This window comes from Streptococcus oralis (assembly GCF_901543815.1).
Taxonomy (GTDB): domain Bacteria; phylum Bacillota; class Bacilli; order Lactobacillales; family Streptococcaceae; genus Streptococcus; species Streptococcus oralis_CM.
Genome location: NZ_CABEIU010000002.1, coordinates 1,165,310 through 1,182,777, shown reverse-complemented (window position 1 = coordinate 1,182,777; position 17,468 = coordinate 1,165,310). Strand labels below are relative to the sequence as shown.

At 40.6% G+C, this 17,468-nt stretch carries 16 protein-coding genes and 2 tRNA genes; all 18 read left to right on the top strand.

Features of this window, described 5'->3' with window-relative positions:
* The first annotated feature begins 124 nt into the window (after positions 1 to 124).
* Positions 125 to 2,089, top strand: a complete 1,965-nt coding sequence (parE, locus tag FQT28_RS06000) for a DNA topoisomerase IV subunit B (RefSeq protein WP_143989700.1) — start codon at positions 125 to 127, stop codon at positions 2,087 to 2,089.
* A complete protein-coding gene (locus FQT28_RS05995) occupies positions 2,076 to 3,092 on the top strand; it encodes a beta-carotene 15,15'-monooxygenase (RefSeq protein ID WP_143989699.1) in 1,017 nt (338 codons plus the stop codon). The genes parE and FQT28_RS05995 overlap by 14 nt, the downstream gene beginning before the upstream one ends.
* A gap of 81 nt (positions 3,093 to 3,173) precedes the next feature.
* Positions 3,174 to 3,857, top strand: coding sequence for a hypothetical protein (locus FQT28_RS05990; protein WP_143989698.1), 684 nt, complete (start codon positions 3,174 to 3,176; stop codon positions 3,855 to 3,857).
* Positions 3,858 to 3,976: 119 nt separating this feature from the next.
* On the top strand, positions 3,977 to 4,810 hold the full coding sequence (locus FQT28_RS05985; RefSeq protein ID WP_143989697.1) for an aminoglycoside 6-adenylyltransferase: 834 nt from the start codon (positions 3,977 to 3,979) through the stop codon (positions 4,808 to 4,810).
* Positions 4,791 to 5,525: a CPBP family intramembrane glutamic endopeptidase gene (locus FQT28_RS05980; protein ID WP_143989696.1), complete on the top strand. Its 735-nt coding sequence runs from the start codon at positions 4,791 to 4,793 to the stop codon at positions 5,523 to 5,525. The genes FQT28_RS05985 and FQT28_RS05980 overlap by 20 nt, the downstream gene beginning before the upstream one ends.
* Positions 5,526 to 5,577: 52 nt before the next feature.
* Positions 5,578 to 8,058 carry a DNA topoisomerase IV subunit A gene (gene parC / locus FQT28_RS05975; protein ID WP_143989695.1) on the top strand — a complete coding sequence of 827 codons (2,481 nt, stop codon included), beginning with the start codon at positions 5,578 to 5,580 and terminating at the stop codon, positions 8,056 to 8,058.
* A 115-nt stretch (positions 8,059 to 8,173) separates the two neighbouring features.
* On the top strand, positions 8,174 to 9,211 hold the full coding sequence (locus FQT28_RS05970; protein ID WP_313769810.1) for a branched-chain amino acid aminotransferase: 1,038 nt from the start codon (positions 8,174 to 8,176) through the stop codon (positions 9,209 to 9,211).
* Positions 9,212 to 9,323: 112 nt separating this feature from the next.
* Positions 9,324 to 9,554, top strand: coding sequence for a DUF2969 domain-containing protein (locus tag FQT28_RS05965; protein ID WP_000037107.1), 231 nt, complete (start codon positions 9,324 to 9,326; stop codon positions 9,552 to 9,554).
* Positions 9,555 to 9,603: 49 nt separating this feature from the next.
* Positions 9,604 to 9,684, top strand: a tRNA-Tyr gene (locus FQT28_RS05960).
* 9 nt (positions 9,685 to 9,693) lie between these two features.
* A tRNA-Gln gene (locus FQT28_RS05955) sits at positions 9,694 to 9,765 on the top strand.
* A gap of 163 nt (positions 9,766 to 9,928) precedes the next feature.
* Complete coding sequence (rpsA, locus tag FQT28_RS05950; RefSeq protein WP_143989693.1) at positions 9,929 to 11,131, top strand: 30S ribosomal protein S1; 1,203 nt, start codon at positions 9,929 to 9,931, stop codon at positions 11,129 to 11,131.
* Between the two features lie 82 nt (positions 11,132 to 11,213).
* A complete protein-coding gene (locus tag FQT28_RS05945) occupies positions 11,214 to 11,711 on the top strand; it encodes a GAF domain-containing protein (protein ID WP_000887141.1) in 498 nt (165 codons plus the stop codon).
* Entirely contained in the window at positions 11,711 to 13,369 is a 1,659-nt protein-coding gene (gene dnaX / locus FQT28_RS05940) for a DNA polymerase III subunit gamma/tau (RefSeq protein ID WP_143989692.1), read from the top strand. The genes FQT28_RS05945 and dnaX overlap by 1 nt, the downstream gene beginning before the upstream one ends.
* A 27-nt stretch (positions 13,370 to 13,396) precedes the next feature.
* Entirely contained in the window at positions 13,397 to 13,591 is a 195-nt protein-coding gene (locus FQT28_RS05935) for a DUF3272 family protein (RefSeq protein ID WP_143989691.1), read from the top strand.
* A 151-nt stretch (positions 13,592 to 13,742) separates the two neighbouring features.
* The gene (gene sufC, locus FQT28_RS05930) at positions 13,743 to 14,513 is read left to right on the top strand and encodes a Fe-S cluster assembly ATPase SufC (protein ID WP_000114489.1); all 771 of its coding nucleotides are present in this window, start codon (positions 13,743 to 13,745) and stop codon (positions 14,511 to 14,513) included.
* 27 nt (positions 14,514 to 14,540) lie between these two features.
* Positions 14,541 to 15,803 (top strand): Fe-S cluster assembly protein SufD, encoded by a 1,263-nt coding sequence (sufD, locus tag FQT28_RS05925; RefSeq protein WP_143989690.1) that lies wholly within the window; start codon positions 14,541 to 14,543, stop codon positions 15,801 to 15,803.
* A 10-nt stretch (positions 15,804 to 15,813) separates the two neighbouring features.
* Positions 15,814 to 17,040 (top strand): cysteine desulfurase, encoded by a 1,227-nt coding sequence (locus FQT28_RS05920; RefSeq protein ID WP_143989689.1) that lies wholly within the window; start codon positions 15,814 to 15,816, stop codon positions 17,038 to 17,040.
* Positions 17,027 to 17,467: a Fe-S cluster assembly sulfur transfer protein SufU gene (gene sufU / locus FQT28_RS05915; protein WP_143989688.1), complete on the top strand. Its 441-nt coding sequence runs from the start codon at positions 17,027 to 17,029 to the stop codon at positions 17,465 to 17,467. The genes FQT28_RS05920 and sufU overlap by 14 nt, the downstream gene beginning before the upstream one ends.
* The last annotated feature ends 1 nt before the right edge of the window (position 17,468 follow it).

Below are 17,468 nucleotides of genomic sequence, written 5' to 3'. Positions count from 1 at the left end.
ACCATGAAATGGTATAGAAAGTCAGAGAATATCCTGTGAAATTGTGACAGCTGAAAGGGAAAAGCTTTGCAAAATCGCTAGAAAACCTGTAAAATAGAAAAGATGAACAAATAGGAGGTTCCTTGTGTCAAAAAAGGAAATCAATATTAATAACTACAATGATGACGCCATTCAGGTGCTAGAAGGGTTGGATGCGGTCCGTAAACGTCCAGGGATGTATATTGGATCGACCGACGGTGCTGGTCTCCATCATCTAGTATGGGAAATTGTGGACAATGCAGTCGATGAAGCCTTGTCTGGATTTGGTGATCGCATTGATGTGACCATCAATAAAGACGGCAGTCTAACGGTTCAAGACCATGGTCGAGGGATGCCGACTGGGATGCATGCCATGGGAATTCCAACCGTTGAGGTTATCTTTACCATTCTCCATGCCGGAGGGAAATTCGGTCAAGGTGGCTATAAGACATCTGGAGGTCTCCACGGGGTGGGTTCTTCCGTTGTTAATGCCCTATCAAGTTGGCTGGAAGTTGAAATTACTCGTGACGGTACAGTCTACAAGCAACGTTTTGAAAATGGTGGAAAACCTGTTACAACCCTGAAGAAAATTGGTACAGCACCCAAGTCTAAGACAGGTACCAAAGTTACCTTCATGCCTGATGCGACGATCTTTTCTACGACTGACTTCAAGTACAATACCATTTCAGAACGTCTCAATGAGTCAGCCTTTCTCTTAAAAAATGTTACCTTGTCTTTGACAGATAAGCGAACAGATGAAGCAATCGAGTTCCATTATGAGAACGGGGTACAAGACTTTGTTTCCTACCTCAACGAAGATAAGGAAACCTTGACGCCAGTCCTATACTTTGAAGGCGAAGACAATGGTTTCCAAGTGGAAGTTGCCCTCCAGTACAATGATGGATTTTCAGATAACATTCTATCATTTGTCAATAACGTTCGTACCAAGGACGGTGGAACGCATGAGACGGGACTCAAGTCTGCCATTACCAAGGTTATGAATGACTATGCGCGTAAGACGGGACTTCTCAAGGAAAAAGATAAAAATCTTGAAGGGTCAGACTACCGTGAAGGACTAGCAGCTGTTCTTTCTATTCTGGTTCCTGAAGAGCACCTTCAGTTTGAAGGACAGACCAAGGACAAACTTGGAAGTCCACTAGCTCGTCCGGTTGTGGATGGAATTGTGGCTGATAAGTTGACCTTCTTCCTTATGGAAAATGGGGAGCTGGCTTCCAATCTCATTCGCAAGGCTATCAAGGCGCGTGATGCCCGTGAGGCGGCCCGCAAAGCGCGTGATGAGAGCCGAAATGGTAAGAAAAATAAGAAAGATAAGGGCTTGTTGTCTGGGAAATTGACTCCAGCCCAGTCTAAAAATCCTGCTAAGAATGAACTCTATCTGGTCGAGGGTGACTCTGCCGGTGGTTCTGCCAAGCAAGGCCGTGACCGTAAGTTCCAGGCTATCTTGCCCCTTCGTGGTAAGGTTATCAATACAGCCAAGGCCAAGATGGCAGATATCCTCAAAAATGAAGAAATCAACACGATGATTTATACCATCGGAGCGGGTGTGGGAGCAGACTTCTCCATTGAAGATGCCAACTATGACAAGATCATTATCATGACCGATGCGGACACCGACGGTGCCCATATTCAGACCTTGCTCTTAACATTTTTCTACCGTTACATGCGTCCGCTAGTTGAGGCAGGACATGTCTATATCGCCCTTCCGCCTCTTTACAAGATGTCTAAAGGCAAAGGCAAGAAAGAAGAAGTGGCCTACGCTTGGACGGACGGAGAGCTAGAAGAACTTCGCAAGCAGTTCGGTAAAGGCGCTACCCTCCAACGCTACAAAGGTCTTGGTGAGATGAATGCGGATCAACTCTGGGAAACAACCATGAACCCAGAAACGCGTACCCTCATCCGTGTTACGATCGAAGACCTAGCACGCGCTGAACGCCGCGTCAATGTCCTCATGGGAGATAAGGTCGAACCACGCCGTAAATGGATTGAGGATAATGTCAAGTTTACGCTGGAAGAGAGTGGTGAAATGGTGTTTTCAAATGTGGATTATTAAAAAACTATTAGACTTACTAAACAGATTCACAAAAAAATGTAATACTTTATATTTAGACTATGATAAAAATCAAAAGAAGAAAGCTCAAGAAAGACTCGATGCTTTGAAAATTCTAGAAACTAAAGAATACATTTTTAAAAATGTTAGTTCTAAAACAAAACAGAATAATTATTTTAAAATAGCTTTTTTTGCGACAGTTATAATGGTGGTTTTATTTCCCATAATTGTGTCTCTGAATGCACCTAATAATTTATTGATTGAAATTTGTTCTATTTTCATATTATTGTTGTCACTGTCTTATACTTACAATTCATTTATAGTGAGTTTATTGTCACTTAATAGATACTTACGAAAAATTTTATTTTCGATTTTAACATTTATAAATGTATTTATTTTGGGAGATATAATAATTGCAAGCATCTCAAATACAAATACTCCCAATAGAATATTAAACTTTTTCGAAAATTTATTTACGGAATACAAGTTGCAAATAGCTTTTGGTAATGACATATGGTTATTTTGGCTAATTTTTACTTTAATGACAGCTAGTTCCTGCATATCTCTTTATCTTGTATTAAAGACTCAAGATGTTTTTGAACTAGAATTTATGGAGACAGAAAATCGTTTACTTCTTAGTAGTCTTGCGATAGTAACATTTATAATCGGTATTGATATAGATAAAGTTAAGCCAATTGGTATTCTTTGCTTAATATTAGTTATTCAGACAGCTTTTTTTGAAGTTTTTTATTCGTTTCTACTTTCAAAAATGTATGAAAAAGCACAAAGCATTATTCAAGAGCAGGTTCTTAAAAATGAAGATAGTATTGATTACAATAGGCTAGTAGAATGTTATTATTATGGTGGTGAGAAATATAAAGAGAAGTTGCTGAGTACGGAGAAATTTTTAGTTATTATTGTTAAAAATGAGTTGAAATCACTAAAAGATTTGAAAACTTATGATAATTATCGACTTTATAAAGCAATTAGAGCAAGAAATATATAAAGTCAATTTCTACAATTAAACAACTCGGTTACCGATGAACCATATTTTAAATTTAATCATAGTATTCACAAGGATTATAATATGAATGTTGAAATGTTTGAGGAATTGATTAAAGCCATTGATTCAACTGATTGGATTTCCAATTGGATTCAAATAGGTATAGGCGGTCTTTCAATTCTAATACCTATAATTTACGCAACTTGGATTTCAAAAAAAGATACTAAAGAAATTGATGAACGACAACGAAAGCTAGAAATTATTCAATCTTCAATCGCGAAAAATATAGTAGAACTGACAACTCAACAAAAGCAACTATCTGAAACTCAAAAAAAGGTTGAAGAGAGTTTAAGAGAACTTAAAGAAATGGCTCGTCAATCAAGGAAAACAAATCTATTAAAATTACAAAGCGATTTTCCAATATTCTTTAGAGCATTAGAAGATTTGGAATGGGAATATGACAAACTTTTGAATTCTATTAATGATTTTAATTCTAAAAAGAATTTATTTTCAAATATTGAAGATGAAATAGGTGAAATATTTGTAGCAATTGAGGATTTAATTGAATCAGAAATTAATCATCTGAATACTGAAGAAGTTCCGCCGTTGGCTTTAGCTTATTTTAACAAACTATTAAGAGCAGTAAACACTTTAACAAAATATTTCTCGACAAACTTTGACGATGTTCAATGTATACATTTTATAGAGACTGATTTCCCTAAACTTAAGGAAGCAAGAGAAGAATTACTTGTTTTTGTATATAATTGAAACATTTTGTAGAATATATTTTTAAATAATTTGTATAGTTTTGCTAATTTTTTTAATTTTTAAAAAAACTGTCTGATAAAAATAAAAAGTGTGGACTTACAGAAATGAGGATGAACCACATGAGAACGGAACCCGAAATGCTTGATTTAATTTTTCAAGCCGCAAAAGTGCTCCAAGTCGAGGCTGTCGCCATGTCTGGTTCGCGGACTGATACAAAAGTGCAAAAAGATGAGTTTCAAGATTACGACGTGATCTATGTCGTGGACGACTTAGATAATCTGACGAGTGACCTTTCTTGGTTAGACCAGTTTGGCACTCGTATCATTGAGCAGCATAATGTCCTAGGCAACCGTCGACTTTATCTCATGCTATTTGAAGATGGCAATCGGATTGATTTGACCCTCTGTCCTACGGAGTATATTCAAGAGTGGGTGGATAGTGAAGCTGATTATACAGTTTTACAAGATAAGAAAGGCTTGTTTGTTCCCTATTTCCCAAGTCCTCAACGTTACTGGACAAGTCTAGCTAGTCAGACAGATTTTGAAAAAGCCTGCAATGAATTTTGGTGGGTGTCAGCCTACGTAGTCAAAGGAATCTGTCGTAAACAACTACTCTATGCCACTGATCATCTTTATGGTATTTGTCAACAAGAACTCTTGAAGATCTTAGCTTGGCAGGTTGCAAGTGATAATGGAACAGTCGATATCGGCAAGAACTACAAGTATCTTTTCCAGTATTTACCTGCAGAGAAGGAGAAGGAATTCTCGAATCTGCTTGATTTTTCAAGTAAAGAGAAAATCACTCAGTCTTTGTTTGCTACGATGGACCTTTTCCACAGAGAAGCGCAGGCCTTCTCTCTTAAAACCGGCTTCCACTATGACAAAGTAACCGCAGAGAGGATGATCGAGTATGCTGAGGAGAGACTCGAAACAAATGAAACATTTACAAAATAATAAGACAACAAAATTTTTACTGATTAGTTTTCTCATTTCTTGGGGATTTGGTTGGGGATTGCTCGCTTTTCTGACGCAAATGAGCCTCTTAAGTCTAACAAGTCCACTAGGAGTTTTTCTCCATTTACTAGGAGGTTTCGGTCCAACCATTGCAGCCATTTCTTGTTTGCCTCAAAAATCCATTAAAAGCATAGTCTCTTTTATCTTAGGGGACTCAAAGAAATATATTTTGTTATTTCTTTTACTAATTTTCGTGCAGACAGGTGTCATTGCTTTCTCATCTAAGGAGCTTAATCCGGCTTTTCCACTAGGAAATTTGTTTGTTGTTTTTTTGAGTGCAGTCTGTGTTTATGGTGGCGAAGAAGAATTGGGATGGCGAGGCATCTTGCAACCAACTTTGGAAACTAGATTCTCCTTTTGGATTTCCGGTTTGATAACAGGTTGTATTTGGGCAATATGGCATGTACCTTTATGGTTTGTGATTGGAAGTTCCCAAAGTAGGATGCCTTTTATATTATTCAGTCTATTTGCAATTTATCTCAGTATTCTTCTAGCAGCTGTTTTCAAAAAGACTAAGTCGATCCTTTATTGCGCTATTTTTCACGGCCTAATTAATACCCTACTTAGCTTATTTGTTATTAAAATTAATCTTTTATTCATTCTAGGATTAGTAGGATTGCTCTTCTTTTCTCACTACCTAAAAAGAAACAGTTAAATTTATAAAATATAGATTTACTTTACAATAAAACACTAAAAAGAGAATTATTATGTCTAACATTCAAAACATGTCCCTTGAGGACATCATGGGAGAGCGATTTGGTCGCTACTCCAAGTACATCATTCAAGACCGGGCTTTGCCAGATATTCGTGATGGATTGAAGCCTGTGCAACGTCGTATTCTTTATTCGATGAATAAGGATGGCAATACTTTTGACAAGAGCTACCGTAAGTCAGCCAAGTCTGTCGGTAACATCATGGGGAATTTCCACCCCCACGGGGACAGTTCTATCTATGATGCCATGGTTCGTATGTCTCAGGATTGGAAAAATCGTGAGATTTTAGTTGAAATGCACGGTAACAATGGCTCTATGGACGGAGATCCGCCTGCGGCGATGCGTTATACCGAGGCTCGTTTGTCTGAGATTGCTGGTTATCTTCTTCAAGATATCGAGAAAAAGACAGTTCCTTTTGCTTGGAACTTTGACGATACCGAGAAAGAGCCGACGGTTTTGCCCTCAGCCTTTCCAAACCTCTTGGTCAATGGTTCGACTGGTATTTCAGCTGGTTATGCTACAGATATTCCTCCGCATAATTTGGCTGAAGTCATTGATGCGGCGGTTTACATGATTGACCACCCAACAGCCAAGGTGGACAAGCTCATGGAATTCTTGCCTGGACCAGACTTCCCTACAGGGGCTATCATCCAAGGGCGTGATGAAATCAAGAAGGCCTATGAAACTGGGAAAGGGCGCGTGGTCGTTCGTTCTAAGACTGAGATTGAGAAGCTAAAAGGTGGTAAGGAACAAATCGTTATCACTGAGATTCCTTATGAAATCAATAAGGCCAATCTGGTCAAGAAAATCGATGATGTTCGTGTCAACAACAAGGTGGCTGGTATTGCTGAGGTTCGTGATGAGTCTGACCGTGACGGTCTTCGTATCGCTATTGAGCTCAAGAAAGACGCTAATACGGAGCTTGTCCTCAACTATCTCTTCAAATACACCGACCTACAAATCAACTACAACTTTAACATGGTGGCGATTGACAATTTTACGCCTCGTCAGGTTGGGATCGTCCCAATCTTATCTAGCTATATAGCCCACCGTCGTGAAGTGATTTTGGCTCGTTCCCGCTTTGACAAGGAAAAGGCTGAGAAACGCCTCCATATCGTTGAAGGTTTGATTCGCGTGATTTCGATTTTGGACGAAGTCATTGCCCTTATCCGTGCTTCTGAGAACAAGGCTGACGCCAAGGAAAATCTCAAGGTCAGCTATGATTTTACAGAAGAGCAGGCTGAGGCTATCGTGACCTTACAACTTTACCGTTTGACCAATACAGACGTGGTTGTCTTGCAGGAAGAAGAAGCAGAACTTCGTGAAAAGATTGCTATGCTTGCTGCTATCATCGGTGATGAACGAACTATGTACAATCTCATGAAGAAAGAGCTTCGTGAGGTCAAGAAGAAATTTGCGACTCCACGTTTGAGTTCTTTAGAAGATACAGCAAAAGTCATCGAGATTGATACAGCTAGTTTGATTGCCGAGGAAGATACTTATGTCAGCGTAACCAAGGCTGGTTACATCAAGCGTACTAGTCCTCGTTCCTTTGCGGCTTCAATGCTGGAAGAAATTGGCAAGCGTGATGATGATCGTTTGATCTTTGTTCAATCTGCCAAGACAACCCAGCATCTCTTGATGTTCACGACTCTTGGGAATGTCATCTATCGACCAATCCACGAATTGGCAGATATTCGTTGGAAGGATATCGGAGAGCATCTGAGCCAGACAGTTACAAACTTTGAAACTAACGAAGAAATACTCTATGCAGAAGTCGTGGATCAGTTTGATGATGCTACAACCTACTTTGCTGCAACTCGTCTTGGTCAAATCAAGCGCGTAGAACGCAAAGAATTCTCTCCATGGAGAACTTATAAGTCTAAATCTGTCAAGTACGCTAAACTCAAAGACGAGACAGACCAGATTGTAGCAGTGGCTCCGATTAAACTAGATGATGTATTCTTGATTAGCCAAAATGGTTACGCCCTTCGTTTCAATATCGAAGAGGTTCCAGTTGTTGGTGCCAAGGCTGCAGGTGTCAAGGCAATGAACCTGAAAGCAGATGATGCGCTTCAGGTTGCCTTTATTTGTAACACCTCATCCTTCTACCTCTTGACCCAACGTGGAAGCTTGAAACGTGTTTCTATTGAGGAAATTCCAGCGACTGGCCGTGCTAAACGAGGCCTACAAGTTTTGCGTGAGTTGAAAAACAAACCGCACCGTGTCTTCTTGGCTGGAGCAGTTGTAGAGCATGGTTTCGTTGGTGATCTTTTTAGTACAGAAGTAGAAGAAAACGACCAAACGCTGCTTGTCCAATCTAACAAGGGAACAATCTATGAGAGTCGATTGCAAGACCTCAACTTGTCAGAACGTACTAGCAATGGAAGCTTTATCTCAGATACCATTTCAGATGAGGAAGTTTTCGATGCTTACCTCAAAGAAGTCTTTAAAGAGGACAAAACAAATTCGTAAAAAGAATCAGTCCAGAGGGCTGATTTCTTTGTGTTGAAAAAATTTTCAGAAAATTACAAATAATACTTGAAATTTTACTAGAAAAGTGTAGAATAGAACACATAGTTTGAATAGTATAAAGGAGAAACACATGACAGTTGCAATTGATTGGGAAAACCTTGGATTTGCTTATATGAAACTACCTTACCGTTATATCGCTCACTACAAAAATGGTCAATGGGATCAAGGAGAATTGACAGAGGATGCAACCTTGCATATTTCAGAGTCTTCTCCAAGTCTCCACTATGGACAGCAGGCATTTGAAGGTTTGAAAGCCTATCGTATCCAGGACGGCAGTGTTCAATTGTTCCGTCCTGACGAAAATGCCAAGCGTCTGCAACGTACCTGCGACCGTCTTTTGATGCCACAAGTTCCAACAGAAATGTTTGTAGAAGCTTGTAAAGCAGTTGTGAGTGCAAATGAAGAATACGTCCCACCATATGGAACAGGTGGAACCCTTTATCTTCGTCCGCTATTGATTGGTGTTGGGGATATTATTGGGGTTAAACCAGCAGAAGAGTATATTTTCACCATCTTTGCTATGCCAGTTGGTAACTATTTTAAAGGTGGTTTAGTCCCAACCAACTTCTTGATTCAGGATGAATACGACCGGGCAGCTCCAAATGGTACTGGAGCAGCTAAGGTAGGTGGGAACTATGCTGCTAGTCTCCTTCCAGGTAAAATGGCTAAATCACGTCATTTCTCAGATGTTATCTACCTAGACCCATCTACACATACAAAGATTGAGGAAGTCGGATCAGCCAACTTCTTTGGAATCACGGCAGACAATGAATTCGTTACACCATTAAGTCCATCCATCTTGCCATCCATTACCAAGTACTCTTTGCTTTACTTGGCAGAACACCGCTTGGGCTTGACTCCGATTGAAGGCGATGTCCCAATTGATAATTTGGATCGTTTTGTAGAGGCAGGTGCTTGTGGTACGGCAGCGGTTATTTCACCAATTGGAGGCATTCAACACGGCGATGATTTCCATGTTTTCTATAGTGAAACAGAAGTAGGTCCTGTTACACGTAAACTCTATGATGAATTGACGGGTATCCAATTTGGTGATGTAGAAGCGCCTGAAGGATGGATTGTCAAAGTGGACTAAAAGACATGAAGTAAAGAAGAACTCCATAGCAGTTGTAATAGCTGAAATGGAGTTTTTTCTTGCTAGTTTGAGCATTTTCTTGTACAATAGAGAAAGTGAAAAGAGGTAAAGTATGAGTAAAAAAGATAAGAAAATTGAAATCCAATTAACAGATGCAAAAGTGACTGTTGGAAAAGACAGTTATGAAGGCTACGTTTTGACGATCGGGAAAAAGGTTATTGGGGAAATTGCCGAATTAGACAGTCAATTTGCCATCATAAAGAATGGAAATGTCGATAGTTTTTATAAAAAACTTGAAAAAGCTGTGGAAATTTTGATTGAAAACTATAATTTAACAAAATAATGCTTGTTTTTTTGAAAATTTCATGATATAATAGTTTTCGTTAAGCATTGGAGAGATAGCGAAGAGGCTAAACGCGGCGGACTGTAAATCCGCTCCTTCGGGTTCGGGGGTTCGAATCCCTCTCTCTCCATCTCATCATTGGGGTATAGCCAAGCGGTAAGGCAAGGGACTTTGACTCCCTCATGCGTTGGTTCGAATCCAGCTACCCCAGTTCTTAGGTAATAAATTCAAGATAAAAAGAAAAATATCTTAGGGTATTTTATTTTTATATTGAAAGACGTGAACAATACGGACATGTTCTTGCGGGTGCTTAGGAAAAAAATTATAAGTATGTCAAGTTTTGGAAAAGACTTGATTGTTGGAGGATTTTTTAGATGAACGAATTTGAAGATTTGCTAAATAGCGTTAGCCAAGTTGAGCCTGGTGATGTTGTTAGTGCTGAAGTATTGACAGTTGATGCGACTCAAGCTAACGTTGCAATCTCTGGGACTGGTGTTGAAGGTGTCTTGACTCTTCGCGAATTGACAAACGATCGCGATGCAGATATCAATGACTTTGTGAAAGTAGGAGAAGTATTGGATGTTCTTGTACTTCGTCAAGTAGTTGGTAAAGATACTGATACAGTTACATACCTTGTATCTAAAAAACGCCTTGAAGCTCGCAAAGCATGGGACAAACTTGTAGGACGCGAAGAAGAAGTTGTTACTGTTAAAGGAACTCATGCCGTTAAAGGTGGACTTTCAGTAGAATTTGAAGGTGTTCGTGGATTCATCCCAGCTTCAATGTTGGATACTCGTTTCGTACGTAACACTGAGCGTTTCGTAGGTCAAGAATTTGATGCTAAAATCAAAGAAGTTGATCCTAAAGAAAACCGCTTCATCCTTTCACGTCGTGAAGTTGTTGAAGCAGCTACTGCAGCAGCTCGTGCTGAAGTATTTGGTAAATTGGCTGTTGGTGATATCGTAACAGGTAAAGTTGCTCGTATCACAAGCTTCGGTGCTTTCATCGACCTTGGTGGTGTTGACGGATTGGTTCACTTGACGGAATTGTCACATGAACGTAACGTATCACCTAAATCAGTTGTAACTGTTGGTGAAGAAATTGAAGTGAAGATCCTTGATCTTAACGAAGAAGAAGGACGCGTATCACTTTCACTTAAAGCAACAACACCTGGACCATGGGATGGTGTTGAGCAAAAATTGGCTAAAGGGGATGTAGTAGAAGGAACAGTTAAACGTTTGACTGACTTCGGTGCATTTGTTGAAGTATTGCCAGGTATCGATGGACTTGTTCACGTTTCACAAATTTCACACAAACGTATCGAAAATCCAAAAGAAGCTCTTACTGTTGGTCAAGAAGTTACTGTTAAAGTCCTTGATGTTAACGCTGATGCAGAACGCGTATCACTTTCTATCAAAGCTCTTGAAGAACGTCCAGCTCAAGAAGAAGGACAAAAAGAAGAAAAACGTGCTGCTCGTCCACGTCGTCCAAAACGTCAAGAAAAACGTGATTTCGAACTTCCAGAAACACAAACAGGATTCTCAATGGCTGACTTGTTCGGTGATATCGAACTTTAATCAAATTGATAATCATAAAATCCTTTGTTTAAAACAAGGGATTTTTCTTTTGTCTCTTTCTCATTTTTGATATAATAGTTCTATGTTAGATTCAGAAAAACAATCACAATATCAATTGTTAAATGAGGAACTCTCTTATTTACTTGAAGGTGAGAGCAATGTTCTTGCCAATCTTTCGAATGCTAGTGCCCTCCTAAAATCTCGCTTTCCCAATACTGTATTTGCAGGTTTTTATCTGTTTGATGGTAGCGAGTTAGTTTTAGGGCCTTTTCAGGGTGGTGTTTCTTGTATTCGCATTCCGCTTGGAAAAGGTGTGTGTGGAGAAGCTGCTGAGTTTCAAGAGACTGTTTTAGTAGGGGACGTGAGCACCTATCCAAACTACATTTCTTGTGATAGTATGGCCAAGAGTGAAATCGTAGTTCCCATGCTTAAGAATGGTCGATTGCTGGGTGTCTTAGACCTGGATTCTTCACTTATTGATGATTACAATGCTATTGATCGTGATTACTTGGAACAATTTGTCGCTATTTTGCTTGAGAAGACAGAATGGGACTTTACGATGTTTGAGGAGAAAGCCTAATGTATCAAGCACTTTATCGAAAATATAGAAGCCAGACTTTTTCACAACTAGTAGGTCAAGAGGTTGTGGCTAAAACCCTAAAACAAGCGGTTGAGCAGGAAAAGATTAGTCACGCTTATCTTTTCTCAGGTCCTCGTGGAACTGGGAAAACCAGTGTAGCCAAGATTTTTGCCAAGGCTATGAACTGTCCGAACCAAGTGAACGGAGAACCGTGTAATCACTGCTATATCTGTCAGGCTGTGACAGAAGGTAGCCTAGAAGATGTCATTGAAATGGATGCGGCTTCAAATAATGGAGTTGATGAAATCCGAGAAATTCGTGATAAATCCACCTATGCACCTAGCTTGGCACGTTACAAGGTCTATATCATAGACGAGGTTCATATGCTGTCTACAGGAGCCTTTAATGCGCTTTTGAAGACTCTGGAGGAACCAACTCAAAATGTTGTCTTTATTTTAGCGACCACCGAATTGCATAAGATTCCAGCAACTATTTTATCGCGTGTCCAACGTTTTGAGTTCAAATCGATTAAAACTCAAGATATCAAGGAGCATATTCATCATATTTTAGAAAAAGAAAATATCAGTTCTGAACCAGAGGCTGTGGAAATCATTGCCAGACGAGCTGAAGGCGGAATGCGGGATGCCTTGTCTATTCTGGACCAAGCTTTGAGTTTGACGCAAGGGAATGAGCTCACGACTGCCATCTCTGAGGAGATTACAGGCACTATTAGTCTATCAGCACTTGATGATTATGTAGCTGCCTTGTCCCAGCAGGATGTTTCAAAAGCGCTTGATTCTTTGAATCTTTTGTTTGAAAATGGCAAGAGCATGACTCGTTTTGTGACGGATCTCTTGCAGTATTTGCGTGATCTACTAGTTGTTCAGACAGGTGGCGAAAATACTCATCATAGTCCGGTTTTTATGGACAATCTAGCTTTATCTCAGGAAAGCCTCTTTGAAATGATTCAAATAGCGACTGTGAGCCTGGCGGATATGAAAGCTAGCCTGCAACCTAAGATTTATGCTGAGATGATGACCATTCGTTTAGCTGAGATCAAGCCTGAATCCGTGCTTTCAGAAACTGTCGAAAGTGAAATTTCTGCACTGAGACAGGAAGTAGTTCGTCTTAAACAAGAACTTGCTAATGTTGGAACAGTGCCTAAACAAGTGGCACCAGTCCCTAGCCGTCCAACCACTTCTAAGACAGTCTATCGAGTAGATCGCAACAAAGTTCAGGCTATCCTGCAAGAAGCTGTCGAAAATCCTGATTTGGCACGGCAAAACTTGGTTCGCCTACAGAATGCATGGGGAGAAGTGATTGAAAGTTTAGCTGGTCCGGATAAGGCTCTTCTCGTAGGTTCCCAGCCAGTTGCGGCCAATGAACACCATGCTATTTTAGCCTTTGAGTCTAATTTCAATGCTGGGCAAACCATGAAACGGGATAACCTCAATACCATGTTTGGCAATATTCTCAGCCAAGCGGCCGGATTTTCACCTGAAATCTTAGCCATTTCCCTAGAGGAATGGAAAGAGGTTCGTGCAGCATTTTCAGCTAAAAACAAGTCTTCTCAAGCCGAGCAAGAGGTTGAAGAAGAGAGCCTGATTCCAGAAGGATTCGAATTTCTGGCTGATAAAGTAATGGTCGAAGAAGACTAAAAGTGGATTTCATGGTACAATAATCCTATGGACAGACAACAATTTATCATAATAGCATTATTCACGGCTGCTGAGACTTATTTTTTCAATGAATCTTTGATGACTGGTCGCTATGTTATGGCAGCTTTTTGGGCGATTTTACTCTTTCGAAATTTTAGGTTAAGTTATGTAATGGGAAAAATAGTAGATGCCATTGATCAGCACCTAAACCGCAAGGATTAGCCCCCCAGCTTCTAGACAAAATCAAAGCCTTTTAGGCTTTTTTTTGTTATACTAGTAGAGTATATTTATTGACCTTTTGTCCTATTTTTTAGGGATTGTAAGCAATTTCCTAAAGTATTGAGCAAAATGTTTGAAAAAGAAAGGAATTATCATGTCAGTATTAGAGATCAAAGATCTTCACGTTGAGATTGAAGGAAAAGAAATTTTGAAAGGAGTCAATCTGACTCTAAAAACAGGAGAAATCGCAGCTATCATGGGACCAAATGGTACTGGTAAATCGACTCTTTCAGCCGCTATCATGGGGAACCCTAACTATGAAGTTACCAAAGGTGAAGTCTTGTTTGACGGTGTAAATATTCTTGAATTGGAAGTTGATGAGCGTGCGCGTATGGGACTTTTCCTTGCCATGCAATACCCATCAGAAATTCCAGGAATTACCAACGCTGAATTTCTTCGTGCAGCTATGAATGCTGGTAAAGAAGATGATGAAAAGATCTCCGTTCGTGAGTTTATCACTAAACTAGACGAGAAAATGGAATTGCTCAACATGAAAGAAGAAATGGCAGAGCGTTACCTCAACGAAGGTTTCTCAGGTGGTGAGAAAAAACGTAATGAAATTCTTCAACTCTTGATGTTGGAACCAACATTTGCCCTTTTGGATGAGATTGACTCAGGTCTTGATATTGACGCCCTTAAAGTTGTATCGAAAGGTGTCAATGCCATGCGTGGTGAAGGCTTTGGTGCTATGATCATCACTCATTACCAACGTCTTTTGAACTACATCACACCAGACGTGGTACACGTAATGATGGAAGGTCGTGTTGTCCTTTCTGGTGGTCCAGAATTGGCTGCCCGTTTGGAACGTGAAGGATACGCAAAACTAGCTGAAGAACTTGGCTATGACTACAAGGAAGAATTGTAATTCCCTCGTATCTTTTAGGAGAAGTAAATGACTAAAGAAACTATTAAACTTTTTTCAGAAATGCACGCTGAACCAAGCTGGTTATCAGACCTCCGTCAAAAGGCTTTTGATAAGATTGAGAGTTTGGAATTACCAGTCATTGAGCGTGTCAAATTTCACCGTTGGAATCTGGGAGATGGAACCATCACAGAAAGTGAACCTTCAGCAAATGTTCCTGACTTCACGGCTTTAGATAACCACTTGAAGTTGGTGCAAGTAGGAACGCAGACTGTTTTTGAGCAAATTCCAGTTGAATTGGCTGAACAGGGTGTTGTTTTCACAGACTTTCACTCAGCTTTAGAAGAAATTCCAGAGCTTATCGAGGAATTCTTCATGTCATCTGTTAAGTATGACGATGATAAACTAGCAGCCTATCATACAGCGTACTTTAACAGTGGTGCTGTTCTCTATATTCCTGATAACGTTGAGATTGCTGAACCAATCGAAGGTATTTTTTACCAAGACAGCGATAGCGATGTGCCATTTAACAAGCATATCCTTATTATCGCTGGTAAAAACTCTAAAATAAGCTATCTTGAACGTCTAGAGTCACGAGGTGGAGGTAGTGCAAAAGCAACTGCCAATATTACTGTAGAAGTGATTGCTCGTTCTGGTGCGCAAGTGAAATTTGCTGCTATTGACCGTTTAGGTGAAAATGTCACTGCCTACATTAGCCGTCGTGGTAAACTTGGCAACGATGCAAGCATTGACTGGGCAATCGGTGTCATGAACGAAGGAAATGTCGTTGCGGACTTTGATAGCGACTTGATTGGAAATGGTAGCCATGCTGATCTTAAGGTTGTCGCCTTATCAAGTGGTCGTCAGATTCAAGGGATTGATACTCGAGTGACTAACTACGGATGTAACTCAATCGGAAATATCCTCCAACATGGGGTTATTCTTGAAAAAGCAACTTTGACTTTCAACGGTATTGGCCACATTATCAAGGGTGCTAAGGGAGCAGATGCGCAACAAGAGAGCCGTGTTCTTATGCTTTCGGACCAAGCACGTTCAGATGCCAACCCAATTCTTTTGATTGATGAAAATGACGTAACTGCAGGTCACGCGGCTTCTATCGGGCAGGTGGATCCAGAAGATATGTACTACCTCATGAGCCGTGGTTTGGATAAGGCGACAGCTGAGCGTTTGGTTGTTCGTGGTTTCCTTGGTTCCGTTATTGTTGAGATTCCAGTCAAAGAAGTTCGTGACGAAATGATTGCAACTATCGAAGAAAAATTGTCAAAACGCTAAGGGGAAGCCTATGTTAGATGTAGAAGCGATTCGCAAGGATTTTCCAATTTTAGACCAGATTGTCAATGATGAACCTCTGGTCTATCTGGACAATGCTGCGACGACACAAAAACCACTAGCAGTTCTGGAAGCCATTAACCGCTACTATGAGCAGGACAATGCCAATGTTCACCGTGGTGTCCATACCTTGGCTGAGAGAGCGACAGCATCTTATGAAGCTGCTCGTGAAACCATTCGTAAATTTATCAATGCAGGATCTACAAAGGAAGTTCTCTTTACCAGAGGAACGACGACCAGTCTTAATTGGGTAGCACGTTACGCTGAGGAAGTGTTGACTGAGGGAGACCAGGTCTTGATTTCCGTCATGGAACACCATTCCAATATCATTCCATGGCAGGAAGCTTGTCGAAAGACTGGAGCAGAGCTTGTCTATGTCTATCTCAAGGACGGGGCTCTGGATATGGATGACTTGCGAGCTAAATTGACTGACAAGGTCAAGTTTGTTTCGCTAGCTCATGCCTCTAATGTCCTTGGTGTGGTCAATCCTATCAAAGAAATCACTCAGATGGTCCACCAAGTTGGAGCTATTATGGTGGTGGATGGCGCCCAGTCTACACCCCATATGAAGATTGACGTCCAGGACTTGGATGTGGACTTCTTCGCCTTTTCAGGTCACAAGATGGCTGGTCCGACAGGTATCGGTGTGCTTTACGGTAAAGAGCAGCATCTTGAGCAAATGCCACCGATTGAGTTTGGTGGTGAGATGATTGATTTTGTCTACGAGCAATCTGCTAGCTGGAAGGAATTGCCTTGGAAGTTTGAGGCGGGAACTCCAAATATGGAAGGTGCTATCGGACTTGCAGCAGCAGTGGATTATCTAGAAAACATCGGTATGGATTCAATTGAATCCCATGAACAGGAACTGATTGCATACGTATATCCGAAATTGCAGGCGATAGAAGGTTTGACTATTTACGGTTCGCAGGACTTGGCTCAACGTTCAGGTGTCATTGCCTTTAACCTTGGGAATCTTCATCCTCACGACCTTGCTACAGCTTTGGATTATGAAGGAGTAGCAGTTCGTGCGGGTCACCATTGTGCACAACCCTTGCTCCAATATTTGGAAGTTCCAGCAACAGCTCGTGCAAGTTTTTATATCTACAATACCAAGGCAGATTGCGACAAGTTGGTCGATGCCCTACAAAAGACAAAGGAGTTTTTCAATGGCACTTTCTAAACTAGATAGCCTTTATATGGCAGTGGTAGCGGACCATTCGAAAAATCCGCATCACCAAGGGAAGCTGGAAGATGCTGAGCAAATCAGCCTCAATAATCCAACCTGTGGGGATGTTATTAACCTCTCTGTCAAGTTTGATGCAGAGGACCGTTTGGAAGATATTGCTTTTCTAAATTCAGGATGCACGATTTCAACTGCTTCTGCTAGTATGATGACAGATGCAGTTTTGGGCAAGACCAAACAAGAAATTCTAGAACTTGCAACCATCTTTTCTGAAATGGTTCAAGGGCAAAAGGATGACCGCCAAGACCAACTCGGGGATGGTGCCTTCTTGTCAGGTGTTGCCAAATTCCCGCAACGGATAAAGTGTGCAACCCTAGCTTGGAACGCTCTTAAGAAGACAATTGAAAATCAAGAAGATAAATAAG

Coding starts and splice junctions, on each gene's coding strand:
- FQT28_RS05995 (WP_143989699.1), top strand. CDS start 2,076: ATGTGGATTATTAAAAAACTATTAGACTTACTAAACAGATTCACAAAA.
- FQT28_RS05990 (WP_143989698.1), top strand. CDS start 3,174: ATGAATGTTGAAATGTTTGAGGAATTGATTAAAGCCATTGATTCAACT.
- FQT28_RS05985 (WP_143989697.1), top strand. CDS start 3,977: ATGAGAACGGAACCCGAAATGCTTGATTTAATTTTTCAAGCCGCAAAA.
- FQT28_RS05980 (WP_143989696.1), top strand. CDS start 4,791: ATGAAACATTTACAAAATAATAAGACAACAAAATTTTTACTGATTAGT.
- parC (WP_143989695.1), top strand. CDS start 5,578: ATGTCTAACATTCAAAACATGTCCCTTGAGGACATCATGGGAGAGCGA.
- FQT28_RS05965 (WP_000037107.1), top strand. CDS start 9,324: ATGAGTAAAAAAGATAAGAAAATTGAAATCCAATTAACAGATGCAAAA.
- rpsA (WP_143989693.1), top strand. CDS start 9,929: ATGAACGAATTTGAAGATTTGCTAAATAGCGTTAGCCAAGTTGAGCCT.
- FQT28_RS05945 (WP_000887141.1), top strand. CDS start 11,214: ATGTTAGATTCAGAAAAACAATCACAATATCAATTGTTAAATGAGGAA.
- dnaX (WP_143989692.1), top strand. CDS start 11,711: ATGTATCAAGCACTTTATCGAAAATATAGAAGCCAGACTTTTTCACAA.
- FQT28_RS05935 (WP_143989691.1), top strand. CDS start 13,397: ATGGACAGACAACAATTTATCATAATAGCATTATTCACGGCTGCTGAG.
- sufC (WP_000114489.1), top strand. CDS start 13,743: ATGTCAGTATTAGAGATCAAAGATCTTCACGTTGAGATTGAAGGAAAA.
- sufD (WP_143989690.1), top strand. CDS start 14,541: ATGACTAAAGAAACTATTAAACTTTTTTCAGAAATGCACGCTGAACCA.
- FQT28_RS05920 (WP_143989689.1), top strand. CDS start 15,814: ATGTTAGATGTAGAAGCGATTCGCAAGGATTTTCCAATTTTAGACCAG.
- sufU (WP_143989688.1), top strand. CDS start 17,027: ATGGCACTTTCTAAACTAGATAGCCTTTATATGGCAGTGGTAGCGGAC.